The following is a 23,341-nucleotide window of genomic DNA, read 5'->3' as shown; positions in this document are numbered from 1 at the left end:
CGGGAGAGCGGGATGCGGGACGGGACGACGTTGGAGCACGTCGACGTCGGCGAAGGAGCGGACCGACGCCGGATCGCCGTGCGCGTGCGCGACGGGGCGGGTCCGGCGATCGTCTGGCTCGGAGGCTTCCGCTCGGACATGGGCGCCACCAAGGCGATGGCGGTCGACGCCTGGGCCGCCGCCGAGGGGCGGCGCTTCGTGCGGTTCGATTATTCCGGCCACGGCGAATCCGAGGGCGAGTTCTCGGCCTGCACGATCTCGACCTGGCTCGCCGACGCCGAGGGCGTGCTCGCCGCGCACGCGCCGGAAGCGCCGGTGCTGATCGGATCCTCGATGGGCGGATGGATCGCCTGCCTCGCGGCGCGAAACCTCGCGGCGCGCGGGGCGTCGGCGCCGACCGGCCTCGTGCTGATCGCGCCGGCCCTCGACTTCACCGAGGACCTGATGTGGGATCGGTTCCCGACCGAGGTGCGCCGCACGCTGGAGCAGGATGGCGTCTGGCTGCGCCAGAGCGCCTACGCGCCCGAGCCCGACGCGATCACCATGGCGCTGATCGAGGACGGCCGGCGCAACCGCCTGCTGACCGGCGCCCTCGACCTGCGCTGCCCGGTCCACATCCTCCAGGGGATGAACGATCCGGACGTGCCGCACGCCCACGCCTTCCGCATCCTAGACCGGCTGCCGGCGGCGGGCACGGTCCTCACGCTGATCGCGGACGGCGACCACCGCCTGTCGCGGCCGCAGGATATCGCGCGGCTGCTCTCGGCGGTGGCGGAGATGGCGAGACCGGCTAGTGCAGGCTGACCGGGAAGAGGTCGTGCTCGGCGGCGTTGGCGAGGATCACCTCGCGCGAGTCCGCAAGCAGGATCGGCGCGCCGCTGGCCGACAGGAGCGCGAACAGGTCGAGGCCGGGCGTCAGCTGCGGCGCCTGCGGGAACAGCCGCATCACCTCGTCGGAGCGGATCGAGCGGACGTAGGCGATGTGACCTTCGCCCAGGGCCGCGAGGTCGGCGGCGTTGAATTCGGCCGGATCGAGGTCGGCGGCCGTCAGCGGGGAGGTGTTGAGGTCGGTCATGTCGTGCCCTCCTTTCGAGGCAGAGCAATCGGCCCGGAAACGATCCCGTCTTGATCGAACCGATCCGGCGATCGTGGGCCTGATCCTGATGTGGGGTGCTTTTCCCGCGGATCAATCGCGCTCGAGGATGGCGATGCGGCGCACCACCCGCTCGGGCTCGGGCCGCGCCAGATCGATCGAGAGCAGCCCGTTCGACAGGTCGGCGCCGAGCACCTCCATCCCGTCGGCCAGCAGGAACGCGCGCTGGAACTGCCGCGCCGCGATGCCACGGTGGAGGAACAGCCGCTCCTTGTCGTCGACCTGACGGCCGCGGACGATCAGCTGGTTCTCCTCCAGCATCACGTCGAGCTGGTCGCGCGTGAAGCCGGCCACCGCCAGGGTGATCCGCAGGCGGTCCGGCTCCCGGTCGGTGCGGGCCAGACGCTCGATGTTGTAGGGCGGGTAGCCGTCGTTGGCGGCCTTGGAGACCCGGTCGAGGGCCTGCTCGATCTCGTCGAACCCGAGCAGGAACGGGTGTCCGAACGGAGATGGACGGGTCATCGGCGGCAACACCCCTGTGGAGGCCCCGTGCCCGAATGCCGGTGGGCGCCTCGTCGCGGGGCCCGCTGGCGGCAGCGCCCCTTCCGGCCCAGCGGCCCGGCACGCCAAGATATGGACGAGGCGACCCGGCCCATCAAGGGACGCCGCGCCGCGCCGAAGGCGGGACGCACGGGCAGAAGCGGCAACGGACGGCGGGATCTTTCGGCAACAGACGACGGCCGAGAACAGGGATGTATTCGTAATAGTTTGGAACGGCTCTGATTTTCGGCCGTGCCCTTGATCCTTGCCCTCCACCTCGGATACTTCCGCCCCGCAGGCACAGTGCGGTCCGTTTCAGCGTGACGAGGCGGTGCGGCAGGCACTTTCCGGAGGCCGAATGTCCGCACCGATCCTGTCGAAGCATGCGCCGATGCCGCGGGTGGCGGAGGTCTGCGGCGACGACGCGGAGGTGCTGGCGCTCTCGGTCGCCCGGTTCGTGGCCGGGGGCTACATGACGCGGGACATCGCGTGCTGGGATGCGGCGTTCGACGGTGCGGAGACGCTTCTCGGCGCCGAGGCCGGCGGCCGCTTCGTCTCCGGGATCGTCGGGGTCGTCCGCGCGCTGCGCGCCGAGCGGGCGGATGACGGGTCGTTCATGCCGGCGACCTGCTGCCGGCTGACCGGGCACGAATGCGCGCTGGTCGGCCTGATCGGGCGCGGCCGGCGCAGGCTCTGGACGGAGGTCGAGCGCGGCGCGGCCGCGATCACCGGCCGGCCCGAAGCGCCGCGCCTCGTCGCCGCGCTGCGTGCGGCGGTCGGGCCGATCGACGAGGCCGCGGGGCGTCTCGGGGCCTCGAAGCGCCGGCCGGACGGTGCGGCCCTGCACTGACCGGACGGAGCCGGACCCGACCGGATCCTTTCGGGGCGAACGAGATCGATGCGGCGCAGGGCGCCGGGAGACCGCCGCGGGGCGGAGGATGGAAAGCGAGTCGATGGCTGAACAGATGCTCGGGCGAGGCGTCCCGCTCTACCGGCGCCGGATCGGGCGCCTCGCGCTCGACACGGCGGCCAGTGCCGGCCTGTCGCTCGTGCTGGCGGCCTCGCTCGTCGTGTCGGCGACGGCGCAGGACGCCGGATTTGCCGACAAGGCCGCGCCGATCAAGCTCCAGCTCAACCGGCTCGAGCCCGCCGACGATTCGTGCCGCGCGACCATCGTCGTCGACAACAGCCGTGGGACGGCCCTGAAATCCTACAAGCTCGACCTGTTCGCCTTCGACACCGACGGGATCGCGCAGAAGCGGGTCGCCGCCGAGCTCGGCCCGATCTCCGCCCGCAAGACCACCGTCAAGATCTTCAACTTCCCCGGGATCGCGTGCCCGAAGCTGAGCCGCGTGCTGCTCAGCGACGTGCTCGCCTGCGAGGGCGGGGACGCCACCCGCGAATCCTGCCTGGAGCGCACCGAGACCGAGACCAAGGCGAACGTCCCGTTCGATCGCTGAGCCGACCTCGCCAGCGGCACGCCGGCGAGACCTCGTGAGAACCGACCCGCCCGACGGCCCCGCGCCGCCGGGCGGCCCGCGGCCGTTGCCGCATCCGAATGACACCCGAGGGAACCCGCAATGGATCCGACTTCCGCCCCGATCGACGCCGGTCACGACTTCTCGTTCGTGGGCCTGTTCCTGCAGGCCGACCCGATCGTGAAGGGGGTGATGATCCTGCTGGTGGTCGCCTCCCTCGCCTGCTGGACCGTGGTGTTCGAGAAGATCGTCCGGCTCGCAGCCGCCCGGCGGCAGGCCAAGGCGTTCGATGCGCTGGTGCGCTCGGGCGGCAACCTCGAGACCGGGATGAAGGGCATCGCCGGCCACGTGGTGAAGGCAGCCCTCGACGCCTGGCGGGACCAGGACGCCTCGGAGACCCGCGCCGAGCGGCGCGACCGGATCGAGCGGGCCATGCGCGCCGCGCTGACGCTGGAGGTCAAGCGCCTGCAGAACGGCCTCGCGCTCCTGGCGACCTCCGGCTCGACGGCGCCGTTCGTCGGCCTGTTCGGCACGGTCTGGGGCATCATGAACTCGTTCTCGTCGATCGCCCGCAGCCAGGACACCTCGCTCGCGGTGGTGGCGCCGGGCATCGCCGAGGCGCTGTTCGCCACCGCGATCGGCCTCGTCGTCGCGATCCCAGCGGTGATGGCCTACAACAAGCTCGCCAACGACGTCGGGCGGATCCAGAGCACCTTCGTCTCCGGCATCGGCGTGCTCGGCAACCGCCTCGCCCGCGACCGCGGCGTCCAGCACCGCGCCGCCGCCGAGTAGCGCCCCCCGGCGATCTCACGATGCGCGAGCCCGGCCCCGCGAAGGGCGGCCGGGCCTTCCATTCCCGCAGCGGCCGCCCTCGAGGGCCGGGCCGCCGATCCCGGAGGACGCCGCATGGCGATGGGTTCGATCCGCGCGAGCGGTTCCGACGATGACGATCTCGACACCGCACCGATGTCGGAGATCAACGTGACGCCGATGGTCGACGTCATGCTGGTGCTGCTGATCATCTTCATGGTCGCGGCGCCGCTGATGACGACGGGCGTGCCGGTGCAGCTGCCGAAGACCTCGGCCGCCAAGGTCGCGCAGTCGCAGAAGCCGGTCGAGGTGACGATCGACAAGGACGGCAAGCCGTCGATCGCCAAGGAGATCTTCACGAACGAGACGCTGATGCCGCGCCTCCGCGCCATGGCGGCCGAGAACAAGGATCAGGTGATGCTGGTCCGCGGCGACAAGGACGTGCCCTACGGCAAGATCATGGAAGTGATGGGCCTCGTCGGGCAGGCGGGCTTCACCAAGGTCTCGCTGATCGCCCAGTCGCCCGGCGGTGCCGCGCCCGGCGCGGCTCCTGCGGCGGCCGCAGGTGGGGCGGCCAACGGGGCGGCTCGGTAAGCCATGTCCGTCATCGCCGACACCGGGGCTCCCGAATCCCGCACGTCCGGGCTCGTGCCCGCCTTCCTCGTCGCGCTCGTGCTGCATCTCGGCGCGCTGGCCGGCCTCGCCCTGTTCAAGCTGACCCCGCCGGCTCCCCCCGGCGAGCAGCAGATCTCGATCGACCTTGCCCCGCTGATGACCGACGCGGACACGCAGGCGCCGAGCGAGACCCAGGCGAGCGAAGCCGCTCCGCCGGAAACCAAGCCGGTCGAGGATCCGGCCGAGGCGGAGCCGACCAAGCCGCCGCCGGAGGTGGCCGAGGCGAAGCCCGACGAGGCCGTGGTCGCGCCGCCGCCGCCCGCGTCCGTCGCGGAGGTCCCGCCCGACGCCGTCGCGGTCGAGCCCGAGAGCCCGATCATCACCTCCCAGGCCGAGCAGGCCGAGCCGCTGGCGCCCCCGCCGCCGGTGGTCGCGCAGGCGCCGGAGCCCGAGAAGCCGGCCGAGCCGCAAAAGCCGAAGGTCGACCTCGCCAAGCTTAAGGCCGAGCGCGAGGCGAAGCTCCGGGCGCAGAAGCGCCGGGAAGAGCTCGAGGAGGCCCGCCGCGAGGCCATCGAGGAGCGCAAGGAGGCGGTCCGCGAGGCGAAGGCCAAGGCCGCCCGCGAGGCCAAGGCGAAGCAGGCCCAGGCCCGCGCGGGCGCCGAGAGCCGGAGTTCCGCATCGTCCTCCCGCGAGAACGCGTCGGGCCGGGCCTCGGCCGGGAGCGATCCGAGCGCCATGCGGCAATGGACCGGGGCGATCAGCTCGGCGATCCATGGCCGGATGAACCCCGGTGCCGCGAGCGGCACGGCCGGCGGCACGGCGATGGTGCGCTTCACCGTGCTGCGGTCCGGCCAGGTGACGAGCGCCGGCCTCGCGCGCAGCAGCGGCGTCAGCCAGATCGACAGCGCGGCGCTCGGCGCCGTGCGCGGGAGCCTGCCGGCGGCGCCCGCCGGCGTGACCCAGTCGAGCCTGTCGGTGACGATCCCCCTCAATTATCGCGTGCGCTGAACCGACGTCCGAGCCGCCGGCGGAAGGTGCCGCCGGCGGTCATACGTTCGTTCGTCGAAGGTTAGGCTACGGCTGCACGGGAAAAGTCGCCGTGACTTGCCTTCGACCAGGCCGCGGCATTCGCCATCGGGGCCTCCGGCGTGCTACACAATCACTCGTTCCGCACGCCGCGACGGGTTCGCGGTGGATCAGCGGAGACGATGCGAACCGGCCGCCCACCTGTCCTCGGGTTGCGCCGAGCCTGCCCATCCCGACGCAACGGCGCGCTCCTGCGGAGCGTGGAGCGCCCTTGTCGTGACGGGACCCGGACGGGACGAAAGGAATATGATGAGCGACGAGATCGATACGGGCGCGGACGCCGAGGACGAAGTCCGGACGCCGGAAGAGGAAGCCAAGCACAAGGCCGAGGAGCGGGCCGAGCGCGCGGAACGGGCCGAGCGCATGCAGCGCGAGGGCGCCCAGGCCATGGCGGAGCACATCGCCTCGATCAAGGCCGTCGACGAGCGCACGGTCCGCCTGCGGGCGCTGCGGCTCGCCAAGGAGGCCGCCGACGCGCAGGCCAAGGCCGCCGAGGTGAAGCCGCTGACGAAGGCGGCCGCCGCGAAGGCCAAGGCGGCGGAGAAGGCCGCAGACAAGGCGGCCGACAAGGCCGTCGCCGAGAAGGCGGCCGCGAAGAAGAGTGCGGCCAAAGCCGCCAAGAAGGCCTGAGGCGCGACCATGGCCTTCGACCGCACGCGCCGCATCACCGATCCGCGTCAGGCGGCCGAAGCCGCCTTCAAGGCGGCCACCACCGCCAAGCCCGCCCCGGCGGCCGCACCGCCGGCCCCGCGCCAGCCGCAGGCCGCCCCGGGCGCGCGGGAATCGGTGACGCTCCGCCTCGACAGCGCCGTGCTCGCGCATTTCCAGAAGGACGGCCCGGGCTGGCAGGACCGCCTCAACGACGCGCTCAAGGCGCTCGTCGCCGGCTGACGCGCCACGCCGTCAGGTCGAGCCGCGCCGGATGCGGTTCACCGCACGGTCGAGGGCGCCGAGGAACTCGGACCGGTCGCGCGCCGAGAACGGGCGCGGCCCGCCGGTGATCGCGCCGGCCTCGCGCAGGTCCTGCATCAGGTTGCGCGTCGCCAGCGCCATACCGATCGACGCGTCCGAGAACGGCTTGCCGTTCGGCCCGATCACCGTCGCGCCCGCCTTCACGCAGCGGCTGGCCAGCGGCACATCGGCCGTGACGACGATGCTGCCCGGCCCGGCACGTTCGGCGATCCAGTCGTCGGCGGCATCCATCGCGTCGCCGACCACCACGCGCTCGATCCAGGGCTCGCGCGGCACGTTCAGGAAGCTGTTGGCGACGACGTAGACGTGCAGCCCGTAGCGGGCGGCGACGCGATAGGTCTCGTCCTTCACCGGGCAGGCGTCGGCGTCGACGTAGATCGCCGTCGAGCCGGTCATGTCGGCCGTCTCGCGGCGGCGCGCCGCTCCGCCGTCGCTCGCGGCCGACGGGCCTTCGGCACCAGCCGCGCCGAGAATCCCGCGACCATCAGGAGCACGCCAAGGGCGAACTGCGCCTTCGAGATCTCGCCGCCGATCGACAGCACGATCGCCCGGCCGACCACGACGATGCCGGCGAGCGGCAGGCCGTAGCGCAGCAGCATGCGCAGGGCGGTAAGCCAGCGTCCGCTCATCGCGCGACCCGAAGCGCCGGCCGCTCCGCCTGGATCGGCTGGGGCACCTCGGGGGCCGGCCGCTCCAAGGTCGCCACCGAGAGCGGCTGGCCGCGCCCGCGCAGGGCGTGGGCTCCGAGGGACCGCGCCGCGATCCCGGGCGGCAACCCGCCGAGGCGGGTGAGCAGGTCCTGCGAGATGAGGATGTTCACGCCGAGCGGCCGGCACAGCGCCTCGATCCGCGAGGTGACGTTCACCGCGTCTCCGAAATAGGCGATTTTGTGCCGGTCGACGCCGACTTCCGCCGTGACCACCGATCCGCCGTGCAGGGCCGCGCGCAGCCGCGGCACCGTGCCGAAGCGCGCGGTCCACGCCGGCGCATCCGCCTCGATTCGGTCGAGCACGTCGAACACGCAGGCGACGCAGCGCGCATCCTTGAGGCCGCGCGCCATCGGCCAGGTGATCATGGCGAGGTCGCCGATGTAATCGTCGGTGGAGCCGGCGTTGCGCCGCACCGGCTCGGCCAGCGTCGCGAAGATCGCGCCGAGATACTCCTGCGCCCGGAGGTCGCCGTGGGTCTCGGCGAAGGCGGTGGAGCCGACCACGTCGAGGAACAGGAAGATGCGCTCCTCCCGCACCGGCTTGTGGTAGCGTCCGACGAGGAAGTTCACGAACACTTCGCCGCCGATCAGGTCGCGCATCCGTACGACGAAGACCAGCAGCGCCGAGACCGCGAGCGAGTAGGCCAGCACCCGCGGCGTGATCCGGACCGCCGCCGACAGGCTGTCGGCGGTGAGCCCGAGAGACCAGACCACGAGGCCGCCGAGCGCGCAGCCGAGCGCGATCATCAGCACGTAGAGCAGCTCGGCCGAGGGCACGTACAGCATCGCCGGGAGGCGGCGCAGGCGCGTCTGAAGCCCGGAGAGAATCAGCCCGCGATCGAACGACAGCACCGTCACCCCGACGGCGAGACCGTAGATCAGGCCGGCGGCGAGCGAGGTGCCGCCGACGAACAGGAGGTTGTAGAGAAGGCCGGCCCCGCCCGATGCGACGACGATCAGGGCCCAGAACCAGCGATGCTGCGGCAGCATTCAGAGATCCGCCTGGGCGGGGAGCGGGACGGGAGGCGGACAGGCAGCGTGCACGAAACCGATCCTGAAGCGTTCTCGAACCGGAGAGGGACGTAGCCCGCGGGACGGCGCCCCGTTTCGGAAACGGGACATCGTCCAAAGTCTAGGTCCGGACCCCGTGCCGAGCCATTGCTCAACGTCCCATGATGGCGCGATTAAGGCGCGGGCGCCATCCGTTCGCCGATCGGGTGGCCGCCCCGCCGACATCGGACCTTCGGGGCGCGCCGCGCGCCCCAGCGAGACAGGATCCACGCGATGCACGCCAGACCCTTCGGCTCGACCGGCCTCAACGTCCCGGTCATCGGGCAGGGCACGTGGCACATCGATGCCACGGCCCGCGACGGCGCGGTCGCCGCCCTGCGGGCGGGCATCGATGCCGGCATGACCCACATCGACACGGCCGAGATGTACGGCGACGGCGAGGCCATCGTCGGTGAGGCGATCCGCGGCGTGCGCGAGGAGGTCTTCCTCGTCTCCAAGGTGGTTCCGGGCAACGCGACGCGGCGCGGGGTGGCGCGGGCCTGCGAGCAGTCGCTGCGGCGGCTCGGGACAGACCGGCTCGACGCCTACCTGCTGCACTGGCCCGGCAGCCATCCGCTGGAGGAGACCATCGCCGGGTTCGAGGACCTGCGGCAGGCGGGCAAGATCCTGGCCTGGGGCCTGAGCAACTTCGACGTCGACGACCTCGACCGGGCGCTGCGCATCGCCGGCCCTTACCGCATCGCCTGCAACCAAGTGCTGTACCATCTCGGCGAGCGGGCGATCGAGCACGCGGTGCTGCCGTGGTGCGCCGCGAACGGGGTCGCGCTCGTCGGCTACTCGCCCTTCGGCAGCGGCGACTTCCCGAACCCGTCGAGCGCCGGCGGCCGCGTGCTCGCCGGCATCGCCGCGGCGCACGGGACGACGCCCTACGCCGTGGCCTTGGCGTTCCTGACGCGGATCGAGAACACCTTCACCATCCCGAAGACCGGCCGCGCATCGCGGGCGATCGAGAATGCGGGCGCGGCGAAGCTTCATCTCAACGCGGCGGAGATCGCGATGATCGAGGCGCAGTTTCCGCGCGGGCCGCGGCCGCGAACCCTGCCGATGCTGTGAATCGCGTGCGGTCGTCGCCGCCCTGTCGCGATACCGTCAGCGATCCCGGGCTATCGCTCGTCCTGGGCACGGGCGGGGAGCTCTCGGAGACGATGATGGCGAAGCGGTCGATCGCGCGGCGATGCCTGGCCGCCATGCTGGCCGGTGGTGCGGCTGTCGCCGCCGGCAGCGTCGCGGCCGCGCCGCTGGCCGGACCCTACGGCGAGACGCTGACGATCGATGACAAGGGCATCACGCTGCGCTTCCCGGACGACGCGGCCCAGCTTCGGATCGGCGGCAAGCTGCAGCTCGATTTCGGGGCGGCCGGCATCCGCCAGCCGGGGTTTGCCGAGCCGTTCTCCGACAACGTCGGCGTCCGGCGCTCGTGGATCGAGAGCTACCTGACGCTCGGCAAATCCATCGAGATCGCGTTCCAGTACGATTTCGCCGACCCGATGCGGCCGATCAACGATGCGGCGATCGCCTGGAAAGGCATCCCGGATATGATCCTCACGGTCGGCAACATGAAGGAGCCGTTCAGCCTCGATCAGCTGATCAGCGACAACAACACCGTCTTCACCGAACGCTCGCTCGCCGACGCGTTCGCGCCGGCCCGCAACTTCGGCTTCGCGATCGGCCGGAGCGGGGCGGACTGGAGCGTCGTCACCGGCGTCTTCGGCGGCAACGCCAACACCGGCATCCGCAGCGAGGGCGTGGCCTCGACCACCCGCGCCACCTTCGCGCCCATCCACACCGACGACGCGGTGCTGCATCTCGGCATCGCCGGGAGCTATCGCAGCCTGCCGCGGGACGAGACGCCGCTCGCCCTGTCGAGCCGCTCCGAGGCCTTCCTGTTCGCCCGCCCGTTCGTGAACACCGGCGACATCCGCGATGCGGCGAGCATCGGCCGGATCGGGCTCGAGGCGGCCTACCGCACCGGACCGCTGCTGATCCAGGCCGAGTACATCCGCACCGAGGTGTCGCGCTTCGACGGGGCGCGATCGGTCGCGTTCCAGGGCGGCTACGTCGAGGCGAGCTACGTGCTCAACGGCGCCGGCCGCGCCTACGCCGTGACGCCGAAATACGGCACGACCTACGCGATCTTCGAGGGCGTCAAGGTCGGCGAGGACGCGCGGGTGAGCCGTGGCGGGATCGGCGTGTTCGAGGTCGCCGCCCGGGTCAGCGCGATCGACCTCGACGACGGCACGGTCCGCGGCGGGATCGAGCGCGACGTCAGCGTCGGGGTGAACTGGTACCCGGACCGCAACGTGCGGATCATGGCCGACTACGTCCGCTCGCGGACCGCGCCGTCGGCGCTCCAGGGCGGCCGCGCCGTCGACGCCGACGTCTTCATCGGGCGGTTCCAGCTGTACTGGTGACGCCGACGCCGCGCGGCCGGTGCGCGCGCTCAGCCGGCGAAGAACGCGCCGATGCTGTCGACCATGTAGGCGATCGCGTCCGGCGAGATCCCGGGATAGACGCCGATCCAGAAGGTGTCGTGCATCACCCGATCGCTCGCCGAGAGGTCTCCGACCGTCCTGAAGCGCCGCTCCAGCATATAGGGCTGGCGAGTGAGGTTGCCGCCGAACAGCAGCCGCGTGCCGATCCGGTGACGGTTGAGGTGCTTCAAGAGGTCGTTGCGCCGGCCGCTCTCGCGCAGCGTCAGGGGGAAGCCGAACCAGGACGGCTCGCTCAGCGGCGTCGCCTCGGGGAGGATCAATCGGTCCTCGAACCGGCGCAGCCCGTCCCTCAGCAGCGCGTAGTTGCGCTTGCGCAGCGCGATGAAGCCGTCGAGCCGGTCGAGCTGGGCGACCCCGACCGCGGCCTGCATGTCGGTGATCTTCAGATTGTAGCCGAGATGCGAGTACGTGTATTTGTGATCGTAGCCGTGCGGCAGGTCGCCGAGCTTCCAGTCGAAGCGCTTCTTGCAGGTGTCGTCCTGGCCCGGCGCGCAGTAGCAATCCCGGCCCCAGTCGCGCAGGGATTCCAGCGCGCGCTTGAGCCGGCTCGACCCGGCGAAGACCGCCCCGCCCTCCCCCATGGTGATGTGGTGGGCCGGATAGAAGCTGAGCGTGCCGACATCGCCGAAGGTGCCGACCATGCGGCCGTCATAGGTGGCCCCGAGCGCGTCGCAGCAATCCTCGACGAGGAACAGGTCGTGCGTCTTGGCGAAGGCCGTGACGGCGCCGAGGTCGAACGGGTTGCCGAGCGTATGGGCGGCGACGATCGCCCGCGTCCGCGGCGAGAGCGCAGCCTCGAGCGCGCGGACATCGAGATTGTAGGTCGGGATCTCGACGTCGAGGAAGACCGGGACGAGGCCGTTCTGCAGGATCGGGTTGACGGTGGTCGGAAAGCCGGTGGCGCAGGTGATCACCTCGTCGCCGGGCACGAGCCGCCGGTCGCCGAGCAGATGCGAGGTCAGCGCGGTTACCGCGAGGAGGTTGGCCGAGGACCCGGAATTGCAGGTCAGGCAGTAGCGGGCGCCGATGAAGCGCGCGAGGCGCCCCTCGAACGCCGCGTTGAAGCGGCCGGTGGTCAGCCAGAATTCGAGCGCGGAATCGACGAGCAGCCGCATCTCCGGGGCGCCGTAGACGCGGCCCGAGACCGGAACCGGCGATGCGCCGGCCTCGAACGGACGCGTTGCATGGGCCTTCGACGCGTAGAGATCGACGAGGCGCAGGATCTCGTCGCGGATCCGGTCCGCGCTGGCCGTGGCGTCGAGAGTGGGCGCTTCCGTCCCGTCACCGTCCGCCATGCACCGACATTCCCCATTCCTGTCGCACGGGCGGCTGTTCGAGGCCCCTGCATCGCGCGAGAGCCGCGCGCGAGCTATCGTCCGGTATGGTTAACGGAATGGAAACGCCCTGACACTACGGGGTACCGTCGAACCGGTGCGGGCAGGGTGGGAGCACGGCACTCATGAAGGTCGTCATTTTGGCCGGCGGCCGCGGCACACGGCTCGGCGAGGAGACCATGATCCGGCCCAAGCCAATGGTCGAGCTCGGCAACAAGCCGATCCTTTGGCACATCATGAAGTACTACTCGTCCTTCGGGCTGACGGAATTCGTGATCTGCCTCGGGTATAAGGGGTACATGATCAAGGAGTTCTTCTCGAACTATTTCCTGCACACGTCCGACGTGACGATCAACCTGAAGAACAATTCGACCGTGATCCACAACAGCGTCGCCGAGCCCTGGCAAATCACGCTGGTCGAGACCGGCGAATCGACGATGACCGGCGGCCGCCTGCGCCGCGTGCGCAACTACGTCGGCGACCAGGACTTCTGCATGACCTACGGCGACGGGCTGTCGGATGTCGATCTCGACGCGCTGCTCGCCTTCCATCGCGCGCACGGGAAGCGCGCGACGGTGACGGCCGTGTCGCCGGCGGCACGCTTCGGGGCCATGGCGCTCGACGGCGAGCGCGTGGCGGTCTTCCAGGAGAAGCCGTCCGAGACGAACGACTTCATCAACGGCGGCTTCTTCGTGCTGTCGCCGCAGGTGCTCGACCTCGTCGAGGGCGACGACGTGATGTGGGAGCAGGAACCGATGGAGGCGCTTGCGGCGCAGGGCGAGCTCGCCGCGTTCCGGCACCACGGCTTCTGGCATCCGATGGACATGCTGCGCGACAAGATCCATCTCGACGGGCTCTGGGCCGACGGCACCGCGCCGTGGAAGCGGTGGTGATCGCCGGCGCCCTGCCGAGCCCCGCCTTCTGGCGCGGGCGCCGCGTGCTGCTGACCGGCCATACCGGCTTCAAGGGCGCGTGGCTCGCGCACTGGCTCGGCGCTCTCGGCGCCGTCGTGACGGGCTTCTCGCGCGATCGCCTCGAAGGCCGGAGCCTGTTTCGAGACGCCGGGCTCGGCGACGGCCTCCTCGACCGCAGGGGCGACGTGCGCGACCTCGCGGCGGTCCAGGCCGTGATGGCCGAGGCGGAGCCGGAGATCGTCCTCCATCTCGCCGCGCAATCCCTGGTGCGGCGCTCCTACGCGGATCCGGTCGAGACCTACGCGACCAACGTCATGGGCACGGTCCACGTGCTCGAATCGGCCCGCCGACGCGGGAACGGCTGCCTCGTCCTCGTGGTCACCAGCGACAAGTGCTACGAGAACCGCGAATGGCCCTGGGGCTACCGCGAGAACGAGGCGCTCGGCGGCCACGATCCCTACAGCGCGAGCAAGGCCTGCGCCGAGCACGTCGCCTCCGCCTACGCCCGGTCGTACGGACCCGGGGCCGGCCTGCGCACCCTGACCGCGCGCGCCGGCAACGTTTTCGGCGGCGGCGACTGGGCGCCGGACCGGTTGATCCCGGATCTGGTGCGGGGCTTCCGCGATGCGCGGTCTGTGGCGATCCGGAACCCGGATGCGGTCCGTCCGTGGCAGCACGTGCTGGAACCGCTCTGCGGCTACCTGGTGCTGTGCGAGCGCGCCCACGACGCGCCGGACCTGCTCGGCCAGGGCTGGAACTTCGGCCCGACGGCGGGAGGCGAGGTGTCGGTCCGCCACGTCGCCGATGCGGTCGCCAGGCTGTGGGCGGCCGACGCGCGCTGGCACGAAGCCGGTGTGCCGGGGCAGCTCCACGAAGCCGGCTTGCTGCGCCTGGATTCGACGCGGGCCCATCGCATCCTCGGCTGGCATCCGCGCTGGAGCCTGGAGCAGGGCCTGGCGGCGAGCGTCGCGCTGTATCGCTCGGACCTGACCGGCGCGCCGCTGCGCCGGCTCCTGTCGAGCCAGATCGCGCGCTACACGGGGATGCCGGCATGAAGATCGCGAAAAGCTGCGTCTGCTGCGATGGGACGACGCTGCGCCGCGTCCCGGCGGTGCTGATGCCGTTCCTCGCCCATCGGATCTTCGGCTGGGACAGCGTTGAAATCACGCCGGACTGGGCGATGCGCGATTTGACGCTCGGCCGCGCTTACAGCGTCTGCAACACGCTGGCCTGCGAGGGCTGCGGCCTGCTCTTTCTCGACATGCGCTTCGACGACGCGGAGATGGCCGCGCTCTACGCCGATTATCGCGGCCCCGCCTATCGTGCCCAGCGCGAGCGCTTCGAGCCGGGATACGGCGCCCGCAACGACATCCTGCTCGGCGGCAGCGCCTACATCCCGGCGATCGAGGCGATCCTCGCCGATCACGTCGCGGCGGCGCCGCGCGTGTTGGATTGGGGCGGCGATACCGGCGTGAACACGCCGTTCAAGGACCGAGCCTCGCTCCACCACGTCTACGACATCTCCGACAAACCGGTCGTTTCCGGCGCCGAGCGGGTGACCCTCGATCAGGCTCGGACCGGACCCTACGACCTCGTCGTCTCGAGCAACGTGCTCGAACACGTGCCCTTTCCGCGCGAGCAGCTTCGCGAGATCGCGGCCGCGATGAATCCGAAGACGATCTTGTACCTCGAGGTCCCGCACGAGGACATCGTCCGCCTCGTTCCCGCCTCCGGGGATCGGGCGGCGGCGAAGCGGCACTGGCACGAGCACGTCAACTTCTTCACGGAGGAAGCGATCGACGCGATGATGGAGCAGGCCGGCCTCGAGACGCTGACGCGGATCTCCCATCCGGTCTCGGCCGGCGGCAAGGGCAGCCATGTCTTCTCGATCGTCGCCCGCTCGCGTCGCCCGCTTGAGACACCCACCCGACCACCCCTATGATCGCCGGGAAGATTCGCGGTGATCGCCAGACCCGCGCCGGACGACGCCCCGGAGGCGAGCACCGGCGCGTCCGCGGCGTCCGCTCGAGCGTCGCGGACGTGCCGGCGCAGCGAACGACACACCGAAGCGCCCTGCTGAACGAGACCAACCCCATGTCACTGTCGCGGACGTCGCCTGTCGCCTCTCTGATCCCGGAGCGCCTGTTCATTTTCGAGCTCGCCAACAACCACATGGGCGACGTCGAGCATGGGCTTCGCATCATCGACGAATTCGCAGCCCTGGCCCGCGGCTACGATTTCGCCTTCGCGATCAAGCTCCAGTTCCGCGAGCTCGACACCTTCATCCACCCGGATTTCCAGGGCCGGACCGACATCAAGTACATCAAGCGGTTCTCCGAAACCCGCCTGGACCGCGCGCAGACGCGCCGCCTGGTCGCGCGGATCAAGGAGCACGGGCTGTACGCCATGTGCACGCCCTTCGACGAGGCCTCCGTCGATCGCATCGTCGCGGACGGCTTCGACATCCTGAAGATCGCGAGCTGCTCGTTCACCGACTGGCCGCTGATCGAGGCGATCGGGCGGACCGATCTGCCCGTCGTCGGCTCGACCGCCGGGATCGAGCTGCTCGACATCGACAACATCGTGTCCTTCATGCGCCACCGCGAGCGCGATTTCGCGCTGATGACCTGCGTCGCGCAGTATCCGACGCCCGCAAGCGACCTGCAGCTCAACCAGATCGATCTCCTGCGCGCGCGCTATCCCCACCTGCGCATCGGATACTCGACGCACGAGGACCCGAACGAGACGCTGCCCGTCGCGATGGCGATCGCGAAGGGCGCTACGCTGTTCGAGAAGCATGTTGGCGTCCCGACCGAAACCTACGCGCTCAACGCCTACTCCGCATCGCCCGCCCAGGCGCGGGCCTGGCTGGATTCGGCCCGGAAGGCCTATGCCTGCGCCGGGGTGACGGGAGAGCGGGTCGAGCCGTCGCGGGAGGAACGCGACGCCCTGCGCGACCTGCGCCGGGGCGTGTTCGCGAAGCGGCCGATCGCCAAGGGACAGCGGCTCAAGGCCGAGGACGTGTTCTTCGCGATCCCCGCGCAGCCGGGCCAGGTCACCGCCAACGACTGGTCGAAGTACACGCACTACACCGCGACCGACGACATCCCCGCCGCGGCCCCGGTCACGTCCGCCGCCACGCGGCGGGAGGAGGTCCGGGCACGGATCCTGTCGATCGTCGAGCGCGTGAAGGCCCTGCTCAGCGAGAGCCGCGGGGTGGTGCCGGGCGAGGCCGAGCTCGAGATCTCGCACCATTACGGTCTCGACCGGTTCGATCGGGTCGGCATCACGATGGTGACCGTGGTCAACCGCGGCTATTGTAAGAAGCTCATCGTCGTCCTGCCGGGGCAGTCGCATCCCGAGCAGTACCACGCGCGCAAGGAGGAGACCTTCCACATGCTGCACGGCGATCTCGTCCTGCGGCTCGACGGCGAGGATCAGGTCTGCCGGCCGGGCTCGGTGGTGACGATCACGCCGGGCACGCGGCACGCCTTCGAGAGCCGGACCGGGGCGGTGTTCGAGGAGATCTCCTCCACCCACGCGGTCGACGACTCGTTCTACACCGATCCGGCGATCGGGCAGAACCCGGATCGCAAGACCTTCCTGCGCTACTGGCTCGCCTGACCGACGCCCCCGGCCGATCTCCGAGCCTGCCGCACCATCGAGAGACCCACCCGCGATGACCACCCATCTCCGGCGCCTGGCCGATTACGTCGCGCAGTTCGTGGCCGCCCAAGGGGTCGGCTGCGTCTTCCTCGTGCCCGGCGGCGGCGCGATGTACCTCGTCGACGCCGTCGGCGCCTGCCCCGCCCTGACCTACGTCCCGAACCATCACGAGCAGGCCTCGGCCATCGCGGCCGAAGCCTATGCGCGGGTGAACGGGCGCCTCGGCTGCGCCCTGGTGACGACGGGCCCGGGGGCGACGAACGCCATCACCGGATGCGCCGGAGCCTGGATCGAGTCCGTGCCGCTGCTGATCATCTCGGGCCAGGTGAAGCGCGACGACCTCATCGGCGCGAGCGGCGTCCGGCAGATGGGGCCGCAGGAGGTCGACATCGTCTCGATCGTGCGGCCGATCACCAAATACGCCGCGACGGTGATGGAGCCGGCGGCGATCCGCCGGCATCTCGAGGAGGCGGTGCACCGCGCGACGATGGGGCGGCGCGGGCCGGTCTGGCTCGACATTCCGCTGGACGTGCAGAACGCTACGATCGACGTCGCCGCGCTCGCCGGCTTCGCGCCGCCGTCGCCCGACCCGGGCACCGGCCCGAGCGAGGCGCAGCTGGATGCCGTGATGGGCATGGTGGCGCGGGCGGAGCGGCCGATCATCCTGGCGGGGCACGGCATCCGCCTGGCGGAGGCGGCGGGCGCGTTCCGAGAGCTCTACGAGACGCTGCAGATCCCGGTGGTGACGACGTGGAACGCCGCCGACCTGATCCCGGCGGCCCATCCCCTGAGCGTCGGCAAGCCCGGCACGGTGGCGCTGCGCGCGCCGAACTTCGCGGTCCAGAACGCCGACCTCGTGATCGCGATCGGCGCGCGCCTCGACAACGTCGTCACCGCGCACAACCCGGCCAAGTTCGGCCGCCACGCGCAGAAGGTCGTCGTCGACGTCGATGCCGCCGAGCTGGCAAAGTTCTCGGAGAATGCCGGCTTCTCCTTGAGGATCGAGGCCGACGCGCGCGACTTCATCGGACGGCTCCTGCCGCGGGCGCGCGAGGCCGCGCCGGTCGACCGGTCCGGCTGGCTCGCGCGCTGCGCCGACTGGAAGCGGCGCTATCCGATCAACGACGGCGCGCCCTTCCCGACAGAAGGGCCGATCGGCCATTTCCACCTGACCCAGATGCTGTCCGAGGAACTGCCGGAGGACGGCCTGATTGTCACCGGAAGCTCCGGCCTGGCGGTCGAGTTCTTCCACACCGGCTTCCAGAACAAGCCGGGCCAGCGGGTGTTCCTGACCTCGGGTCTCGGCGCGATGGGCTACGGCCTGCCGGCGATGATCGGCGCCTACATGGCGTCCGACCGCCGGCCCTTCGTCGGGATCGAGAGCGACGGCTCGCTGATGATGAACGTGCAGGAACTGCAGACGATTGCCAGCCTCGGGATGCCGGTTCGGATGTTCGTGTTCAACAACAACGGCTACGCCTCGATCCGCACGACGCAGCGCAACTACTTCGAGGGCCGTTACGTCGGCAGCGGGCCGCAGGCCAAGCTCGACATCCCCGATCTCGTCGCGCTGGCCAAGACCTTCGGCTGGGACGCGTTTGCGATCTCGGACGTCGCCGACCTGCGCGACGGCATCCGGCGCGCGCTCGATCACCCGGGGCCGCTCCTCGTCGACGTGCGCGTGATCGAAACCGAGGCGCTGTTCCCGAAATCGGCGGCCCTGCCCCAGGCCGACGGATCGATGCGCTCGATGCCGCTGGAGGACATGTCGCCGCTGCTGCCGCGCGACGAGTTCCGCGCCAACATGATCGTTCCCCTCGATCCGGCCTCGGAGACCGTGCCCGAGCACTTGATCGTCCGGCGCGCACCCGCGTGAGCGACGGCTTCGGCGGCATCGCCTCGGGCGATCTCGATGCGGTGATCGCCCGCGTGGCCCCGGCGCTCGCCGAACTCGATCGTGCCTCGATCTTCCTCACCGGCGGGACCGGCTTCTTCGGGCGATGGTTGCTCGCGCTGCTGGCGCGCGCGCGAACCACGTTGCCGATCGATCTCACGGTCACCGTCCTCTCGCGCGATCCCGGCGGGTTCCTCCGCGCCTCGCCCGATCTCGCGCAACTCGACTGCGTCCGGCTGATCGCCGGCGACGTGCGATCCTTCGCCTTTCCGGCCGGACGTTTCACCCATGTGATCCACGCGGCGACGGACACGAGCGCGGCGGCGGATCGCAATCCGATGACGTTGATCGCGTCGATCACCGAGGGCACGCGGCGCGTCCTCGACTTCGCGACCGCTGCGGAGGTGTTCCGCTTCCTCTACGTCAGCTCCGGCGCAGTCTACGGCCGCCAGCCGCCGGACCTCGCGGCGATTCCGGACGATCACCCCGGCGCCTGCGATCCGCTCGATCCACGCTCGGCCTACGGGCAGGCCAAGCGGCTCGCCGAGCAGATGTGCGCGATCGTCTCCGCCCGGACGGCGACGGCCGCCGTGATCGCGCGGGCCTTCGCCTTCATCGGGCCGGGATTGCCGCTCGACGGGCATTTCGCCATCGGCAACTTCATCCGCGACGCCCTGGATGGGCGGACGATCGTCGTCTCGGGCGATGGGCAGCCGGTCCGCTCCTACCTCTACGCGGCGGATCTGGCGGGCTGGCTGACGACGCTCCTCGTGCGCGGCATGCCCGGCACGGCCTACAACGTCGGCTCGGACCAGCCGATCAGCATCGCCGACCTGGCGGCCGCGGTCGCCGCGGAAATTCCGTCGAGCCGAGGCGTCGCGATCCGAGGCCTCCCCAGCGCAGGCGCCGACCGCAACCGCTACGTCCCGTCGATCGACAAGGCCCGGTGCGACCTCGGCCTGGACGTCTGGACCCCCCTCGACCAGGCGATCCGCCGGACCGCCGATGCCGCACGCCGAACAGGATAGGCCGTGATGAGCGGAACCGCGTTTGCCGACCTTCGCCGGCGCCTCGCCGTCCCCGAGCAGGATTTCGCGGGTGTCGGGCGGGGCTGTCACATCTACGGCGCCGGCGGCTTCGGCAGGCGGATCGCGCGCGAGCTCGTGCGGCTCGACGTGCCGGTCCTGGGCTTCGTCGACCGGACCGGGCGCGAGCGATCGACCGTCGACGGCCTGCCGTGCCGCCATCCCGACGATCTCGGCAATGCCGAGATCGAAGGATCGGCCTACGTGCATGGATTGATGAACCATTACGTGCCGTCGCGCTCCCTAGCAGAATGGGCCATTGCGCGCGGTTTCACCCAAGTCCTCTTCCCGACAGATCTGTATACGATACCCGGATTCTCGCTCGACAACTATTGGCTCGCACCACCCGCTGCGACGCTCGATCGGCTCGACGATATCGAAGCGCTCCACGATCGGCTGGGCGACGCCGAGAGCCAGGCTCTCTTGCTCGCCCTGCTCGACTATCGGCTTTCGACCGACCCACGGCGCCATCCCGAACTCTGCGCATCGGACGCATACGTTCCCGCCTTCCTCCCCATCTTCGATCAACCCATCACCTTCGTCGATGGCGGAGCCTATACGGGAGACACGCTGGAGACGCTGCTCGCGCACGACGTCTCCGTATACGACTGGATCGCTTTCGAACCGGACGAGCGGAACATGGCAGCTCTCGTCGAGACCGCCCGAAGGCATCGCGCAACGCTCGGCCGCTACACCTTGATCAAGGCGGGGCTTTCCGATGCGAACGAGACCGTTCAATTCACCGACGGCGACGGCGAAGCGTCGCGCGTCATGGGCTCGCAGGACTTCGTTGCGGCAAGCACCTCTACGACGGATATCCAAGTGGTCAGATTGGACGACGCCGTCAGTTGCACCGGCGACGTCTACGTGAAGCTCGATATCGAGGGGGCGGAACGCGACGCCCTGCAGGGCATGGCAGAGCTTCTGGCGCGGCGGCCGACGATCGCCGTCAGCGTCTACCATCGTCCCTCGGACCTATGGGACATCCCGCGGATCATCGCCAGCCTCTACCATCGCCCACGGTTCCGCCTGCGGCAGCATGGCCACCACGGCTTCGACACGGTCCTCTACGTCACGCCGAATTAAGGCTCTAGGTTGCCGATCGGATCGGCGGGGGCAGGCGTTGAAGCGACCCAGCGCCGCCACATCATGCGCCAAGCCGCGACGACGTCGTCCGCCAGAAGACGATGATCCATGTGCGGACTCGCTGCGAAGCGGCCGCGAAGATCGTGGCGGATGGACCGCAACCACCCCGCATCCTCGGCCAAACGGCTGGCTAGGTCGACATACGCGTTGACGGTCGGAGCGCTGAGTTCCGGCAGGCCTGCATTCGTCAGGATCGAATGGCCCATCCGGGCCACGAAGTGGCTCCCTTCCAGGGCGATGAACGGCACGCCCATCCAGAGCGTATCGAGGCTCGACGTGCCGCCATTGTAGGGAAACGGGTCGAGGGCGATGTCGATCTGGTCGTAGAGGACGTAGCGGTTGCTCGGCGAACGCGCCTTCAGGATCGTGCGGTCGAGCGGGACGCCGAGGCGCTCGAGCCGCGCCGCGACGTGGCGCGCGGTCGCCGGCTCGTCCACGTCGGCGATCTCGAGGAGCAGCTTCGAGCCCGGGACCCGGTGGAGGATGCGGCCCCAGGCTTCGAGCGCGGCGTCGCTGACCTTGGTGAAGCGGTTGAAGCAGCCGAAGGTGACGTAGCCGTTGTCTTCCGAGGGCGGATGATCGGCCAGCGGCAGCGAGGCCGCGGGGGCCTGGTAGCACGCGCCGGCGCGCGGGAGGCGCCAAAGCGCCTCGACGCTGAGGTCGTCGCCGACGCCGGGGGGTTCGGCGTGGAGATCGGTGAAGCGATAATCGATCGCCGACATGCCGGTCGTTCCGGGATAGCCGATCCAGCCGACCTGGATCGGGGCGGGCTTGCGGGCGAAGACGAGGATGCGGTTCTCGGCCGTGTGGCCGGACAGGTCGACGAGGATGTCGATCGCCTCCGCCTCGATCAGGTCTGCCGCCTCGTCGTCGGTGAGGCCGCACAGGCAGTGCCAGTGGGCGAAGCTCGCCTTGAGGCGCTCCGTCGCCGCGTCCTCGTTCACCGTGTTGGAGAAGGCGAAGGTCTCGATCTGCGTCGTATCGAACCGGTGCAGCGCAGGCTCGAAGAAGTAGTTGACCGCATGCTCGCGGAAATCGCCCGAGACGAAACCGACCCGCAGGCGGCGCTCGGGATCGCGATCGTTCGCGAACGGGCGGCGGCGCAGCAGCGGATCGGCGAACCGAAGGCCGAAGGCCTGGGCGTCGGCGAAGCGTTCCTCAGCGGTATAGTCGGCGGAGTACAGCTTGGTGAACAGGCGGTTGCTTTGGACGAAGGATAGGCTCGGGTCGATCCGCAGCGCCTCGTCGTAGGCGGCGATGGCCTCGTCGAGCAGGCCCATGTCCATCAGGGCGCTTCCGCGGTTGCTGTGGGCTTGCGCGAAGTCGGGGCAAAGCCGAAGCGCCTCGTCGAAGCGGTCGATCGCGTCGCGGAGGCGGCCCTGCTTGCGCAGGGCGACCCCGAAGTTGCTGAAGCTGTTCGGGTTGTTCGGATCGATCTCGATCGATCGGTCGAAGCAGGCATTCGCCTCGCGGTAGCGTCCCTGGCGCGCGAGGACCGTGCCGAGATTCGCCTTGATCACCGGCGCGTCGTCGTCGAGGGAGACGGCGATCTGCAGGAGGTCGACGGCGAGGGTCAGGCGGTTCGTCTGCGCGGCGATGCTGCCGGCCATGTGGAGCGCTTCGACGTGGCCCTCGTCGAGCATCACGATCATGTCGATCAGCGGCTCGGCGTCCTTGAACAGCCGGTCCTCGTAATGCTGGTGCGCTTCGGTGAACAGGTTGGCGATCAGCGCCGTCAGCGTCGCCTGGGTCTCGGCATCGGCGAAGCGCTTCTCGCGGAAGCGCTCGAGCACGGAGCGGGCGTCGCCGACCCGGCGGGCGCCGAGCAGGGCGGTGGCGAGCGAGAGCCAGTAATGCGGCTGGTCCGGCCCCGCCTTCAACGCGGCCGCGAAATGCGGCACCGCCAGCGCGACGCGATCGGTCTGGCTCGCGATGATGCCGAGCTTGTAGTTGGCTTCGGCGTTCTGCGGGTCGGCATCCAGCACCCGGCGATACTGCCGCTCGGCCGCCGCGAGCCGTCCGGCGCGCTGCTCGAGCGAGGCATCCTTCAGCAGCCTCGCGGTCGAGGATCGTCGCTGGGACGCGAACGGCAGGTCGCGATGATTCGTGCGTCGGGCCATGATGCCTCCCCCGCGCGACTGTCGCGTTGCGATGATTAACGAACCGTTCCGGCCTCGCCCCCGATCGCCGCCGGGCCTCACGCATGAAAAAAGGCCGGGGCGATGCCCCGACCTCGCTCCGAACGCGCGTGGGCGCAGCCTACCGCAGGAGCTGGAGGATGCCCTGCTGCGCGGTGTTGGCCAGCGAGAGGGCCGAGATGCCGAGCGACTGGCGGGTCGACAGCGCCTGGGAGTTCGCGGCCTCCTCGTTGAGGTCGGCATCGGTGAGCTTGGAGGCGCCGGTGTCGAGCACGTTCTGGAGGTTCTTGGTGAAGTC

The 23,341-nt window shown here is 70.2% G+C and carries 25 protein-coding genes; 17 read left to right on the top strand and 8 right to left on the bottom strand.

All coding sequences use genetic code 11. The features are described from left to right. Positions 1-12 precede the first annotated feature (12 nt). The gene (locus MKK55_RS17310) at positions 13-804 is read left to right on the top strand and encodes an alpha/beta fold hydrolase (RefSeq protein WP_243936758.1); all 792 of its coding nucleotides are present in this window, start codon (positions 13-15) and stop codon (positions 802-804) included. Here MKK55_RS17310 and MKK55_RS17305 read toward each other — a convergent pair. Together MKK55_RS17305 and MKK55_RS17300 are read right to left on the bottom strand one after the other, a co-directional pair. Further along, positions 791-1,075, bottom strand: coding sequence for a DUF1150 family protein (locus MKK55_RS17305; RefSeq protein WP_147729167.1), 285 nt, complete (start codon positions 1,073-1,075; stop codon positions 791-793). The genes MKK55_RS17310 and MKK55_RS17305 overlap by 14 nt on opposite strands. 111 nt (positions 1,076-1,186) lie before the next feature. Then, a complete protein-coding gene (locus MKK55_RS17300) occupies positions 1,187-1,615 on the bottom strand; it encodes an Hsp20 family protein (protein WP_147729168.1) in 429 nt (142 codons plus the stop codon). Between the two features lie 376 nt (positions 1,616-1,991). Between MKK55_RS17300 and MKK55_RS17295 the strand changes: the two genes are divergently transcribed. The 7 genes from MKK55_RS17295 (at position 1,992) to MKK55_RS17265 (ending at position 6,513) form a co-directional block, all read left to right on the top strand. Beyond that, positions 1,992-2,483 (top strand): hypothetical protein, encoded by a 492-nt coding sequence (locus MKK55_RS17295; RefSeq protein WP_243936756.1) that lies wholly within the window; start codon positions 1,992-1,994, stop codon positions 2,481-2,483. A gap of 115 nt (positions 2,484-2,598) precedes the next feature. Beyond that, entirely contained in the window at positions 2,599-3,093 is a 495-nt protein-coding gene (locus tag MKK55_RS17290; protein WP_187275466.1) for a Tat pathway signal protein, read from the top strand. A gap of 120 nt (positions 3,094-3,213) precedes the next feature. Beyond that, the gene (locus tag MKK55_RS17285) at positions 3,214-3,903 is read left to right on the top strand and encodes a MotA/TolQ/ExbB proton channel family protein (protein ID WP_147729001.1); all 690 of its coding nucleotides are present in this window, start codon (positions 3,214-3,216) and stop codon (positions 3,901-3,903) included. 114 nt (positions 3,904-4,017) lie between these two features. Continuing rightward, positions 4,018-4,515 carry a protein TolR gene (gene tolR, locus MKK55_RS17280; RefSeq protein ID WP_147729000.1) on the top strand — a complete coding sequence of 166 codons (498 nt, stop codon included), beginning with the start codon at positions 4,018-4,020 and terminating at the stop codon, positions 4,513-4,515. Positions 4,516-4,518: 3 nt separating this feature from the next. Further along, positions 4,519-5,544, top strand: a complete 1,026-nt coding sequence (locus tag MKK55_RS17275; protein ID WP_243936752.1) for a TonB family protein — start codon at positions 4,519-4,521, stop codon at positions 5,542-5,544. Between the two features lie 327 nt (positions 5,545-5,871). Continuing rightward, positions 5,872-6,252, top strand: a complete 381-nt coding sequence (locus MKK55_RS17270; protein WP_147842349.1) for a hypothetical protein — start codon at positions 5,872-5,874, stop codon at positions 6,250-6,252. A gap of 9 nt (positions 6,253-6,261) precedes the next feature. Continuing rightward, on the top strand, positions 6,262-6,513 hold the full coding sequence (locus MKK55_RS17265; RefSeq protein ID WP_147842350.1) for a BrnA antitoxin family protein: 252 nt from the start codon (positions 6,262-6,264) through the stop codon (positions 6,511-6,513). Positions 6,514-6,525: 12 nt separating this feature from the next. Here the strand turns inward: MKK55_RS17265 and MKK55_RS17260 are convergent, their stop codons facing one another. The 3 genes from MKK55_RS17260 to MKK55_RS17250 are packed head-to-tail and all read right to left on the bottom strand — an operon-like array spanning position 6,526 to position 8,293. Beyond that, the gene (locus MKK55_RS17260) at positions 6,526-6,990 is read right to left on the bottom strand and encodes a YaiI/YqxD family protein (RefSeq protein ID WP_147729255.1); all 465 of its coding nucleotides are present in this window, start codon (positions 6,988-6,990) and stop codon (positions 6,526-6,528) included. Further along, positions 6,987-7,223, bottom strand: coding sequence for a hypothetical protein (locus MKK55_RS17255; RefSeq protein ID WP_243936750.1), 237 nt, complete (start codon positions 7,221-7,223; stop codon positions 6,987-6,989). Before MKK55_RS17255 ends, MKK55_RS17260 begins: the two co-directional genes overlap by 4 nt. Continuing rightward, entirely contained in the window at positions 7,220-8,293 is a 1,074-nt protein-coding gene (locus MKK55_RS17250; RefSeq protein WP_147842352.1) for an adenylate/guanylate cyclase domain-containing protein, read from the bottom strand. Before MKK55_RS17250 ends, MKK55_RS17255 begins: the two co-directional genes overlap by 4 nt. 294 nt (positions 8,294-8,587) lie before the next feature. Between MKK55_RS17250 and MKK55_RS17245 the strand changes: the two genes are divergently transcribed. Further along, a complete protein-coding gene (locus MKK55_RS17245) occupies positions 8,588-9,427 on the top strand; it encodes an aldo/keto reductase (RefSeq protein ID WP_147729258.1) in 840 nt (279 codons plus the stop codon). Positions 9,428-9,522: 95 nt separating this feature from the next. Continuing rightward, the gene (locus MKK55_RS17240; protein ID WP_243936749.1) at positions 9,523-10,785 is read left to right on the top strand and encodes an OprO/OprP family phosphate-selective porin; all 1,263 of its coding nucleotides are present in this window, start codon (positions 9,523-9,525) and stop codon (positions 10,783-10,785) included. A gap of 29 nt (positions 10,786-10,814) precedes the next feature. Here MKK55_RS17240 and rfbH read toward each other — a convergent pair whose 3' ends face one another. After that, positions 10,815-12,161 (bottom strand): lipopolysaccharide biosynthesis protein RfbH, encoded by a 1,347-nt coding sequence (gene rfbH, locus MKK55_RS17235; protein ID WP_243936747.1) that lies wholly within the window; start codon positions 12,159-12,161, stop codon positions 10,815-10,817. A gap of 164 nt (positions 12,162-12,325) precedes the next feature. On the opposite strand from rfbH, the gene rfbF reads away from it, so the two are divergent. The 7 genes from rfbF (at position 12,326) to MKK55_RS17200 (ending at position 20,845) form a co-directional block, all read left to right on the top strand. Continuing rightward, complete coding sequence (gene rfbF / locus MKK55_RS17230; RefSeq protein WP_243936745.1) at positions 12,326-13,093, top strand: glucose-1-phosphate cytidylyltransferase; 768 nt, start codon at positions 12,326-12,328, stop codon at positions 13,091-13,093. Further along, a complete protein-coding gene (gene rfbG / locus MKK55_RS17225; protein WP_243936743.1) occupies positions 13,090-14,169 on the top strand; it encodes a CDP-glucose 4,6-dehydratase in 1,080 nt (359 codons plus the stop codon). Before rfbF ends, rfbG begins: the two co-directional genes overlap by 4 nt. Then, complete coding sequence (locus tag MKK55_RS17220) at positions 14,166-15,056, top strand: class I SAM-dependent methyltransferase (RefSeq protein ID WP_243936737.1); 891 nt, start codon at positions 14,166-14,168, stop codon at positions 15,054-15,056. The genes rfbG and MKK55_RS17220 overlap by 4 nt, the downstream gene beginning before the upstream one ends. 152 nt (positions 15,057-15,208) lie before the next feature. Further along, positions 15,209-16,738, top strand: a complete 1,530-nt coding sequence (locus MKK55_RS17215; protein WP_243936735.1) for an N-acetylneuraminate synthase family protein — start codon at positions 15,209-15,211, stop codon at positions 16,736-16,738. A gap of 55 nt (positions 16,739-16,793) precedes the next feature. Further along, a complete protein-coding gene (locus MKK55_RS17210; protein ID WP_243936733.1) occupies positions 16,794-18,656 on the top strand; it encodes a thiamine pyrophosphate-binding protein in 1,863 nt (620 codons plus the stop codon). Further along, entirely contained in the window at positions 18,653-19,702 is a 1,050-nt protein-coding gene (locus MKK55_RS17205) for an NAD-dependent epimerase/dehydratase family protein (protein ID WP_243936730.1), read from the top strand. Before MKK55_RS17210 ends, MKK55_RS17205 begins: the two co-directional genes overlap by 4 nt. A gap of 6 nt (positions 19,703-19,708) precedes the next feature. After that, on the top strand, positions 19,709-20,845 hold the full coding sequence (locus MKK55_RS17200; protein WP_243936728.1) for an FkbM family methyltransferase: 1,137 nt from the start codon (positions 19,709-19,711) through the stop codon (positions 20,843-20,845). Here MKK55_RS17200 and MKK55_RS17195 read toward each other — a convergent pair. Both MKK55_RS17195 and MKK55_RS17190 read right to left on the bottom strand, forming a co-directional pair. After that, positions 20,842-23,025 (bottom strand): tetratricopeptide repeat protein, encoded by a 2,184-nt coding sequence (locus MKK55_RS17195; RefSeq protein WP_243936726.1) that lies wholly within the window; start codon positions 23,023-23,025, stop codon positions 20,842-20,844. The genes MKK55_RS17200 and MKK55_RS17195 overlap by 4 nt on opposite strands. Positions 23,026-23,164: 139 nt before the next feature. Then, the coding region (locus MKK55_RS17190; protein WP_279596259.1) for a flagellin at positions 23,165-23,341 on the bottom strand (177 nt) is incomplete at its 5' end.

It is taken from the genome of Methylobacterium sp. J-059 (assembly GCF_022829485.1).
GTDB lineage: Bacteria > Pseudomonadota > Alphaproteobacteria > Rhizobiales > Beijerinckiaceae > Methylobacterium.
Note: the sequence above shows the minus strand (reverse complement) of the source record. Positions and strands in the feature narration are given on the sequence as shown.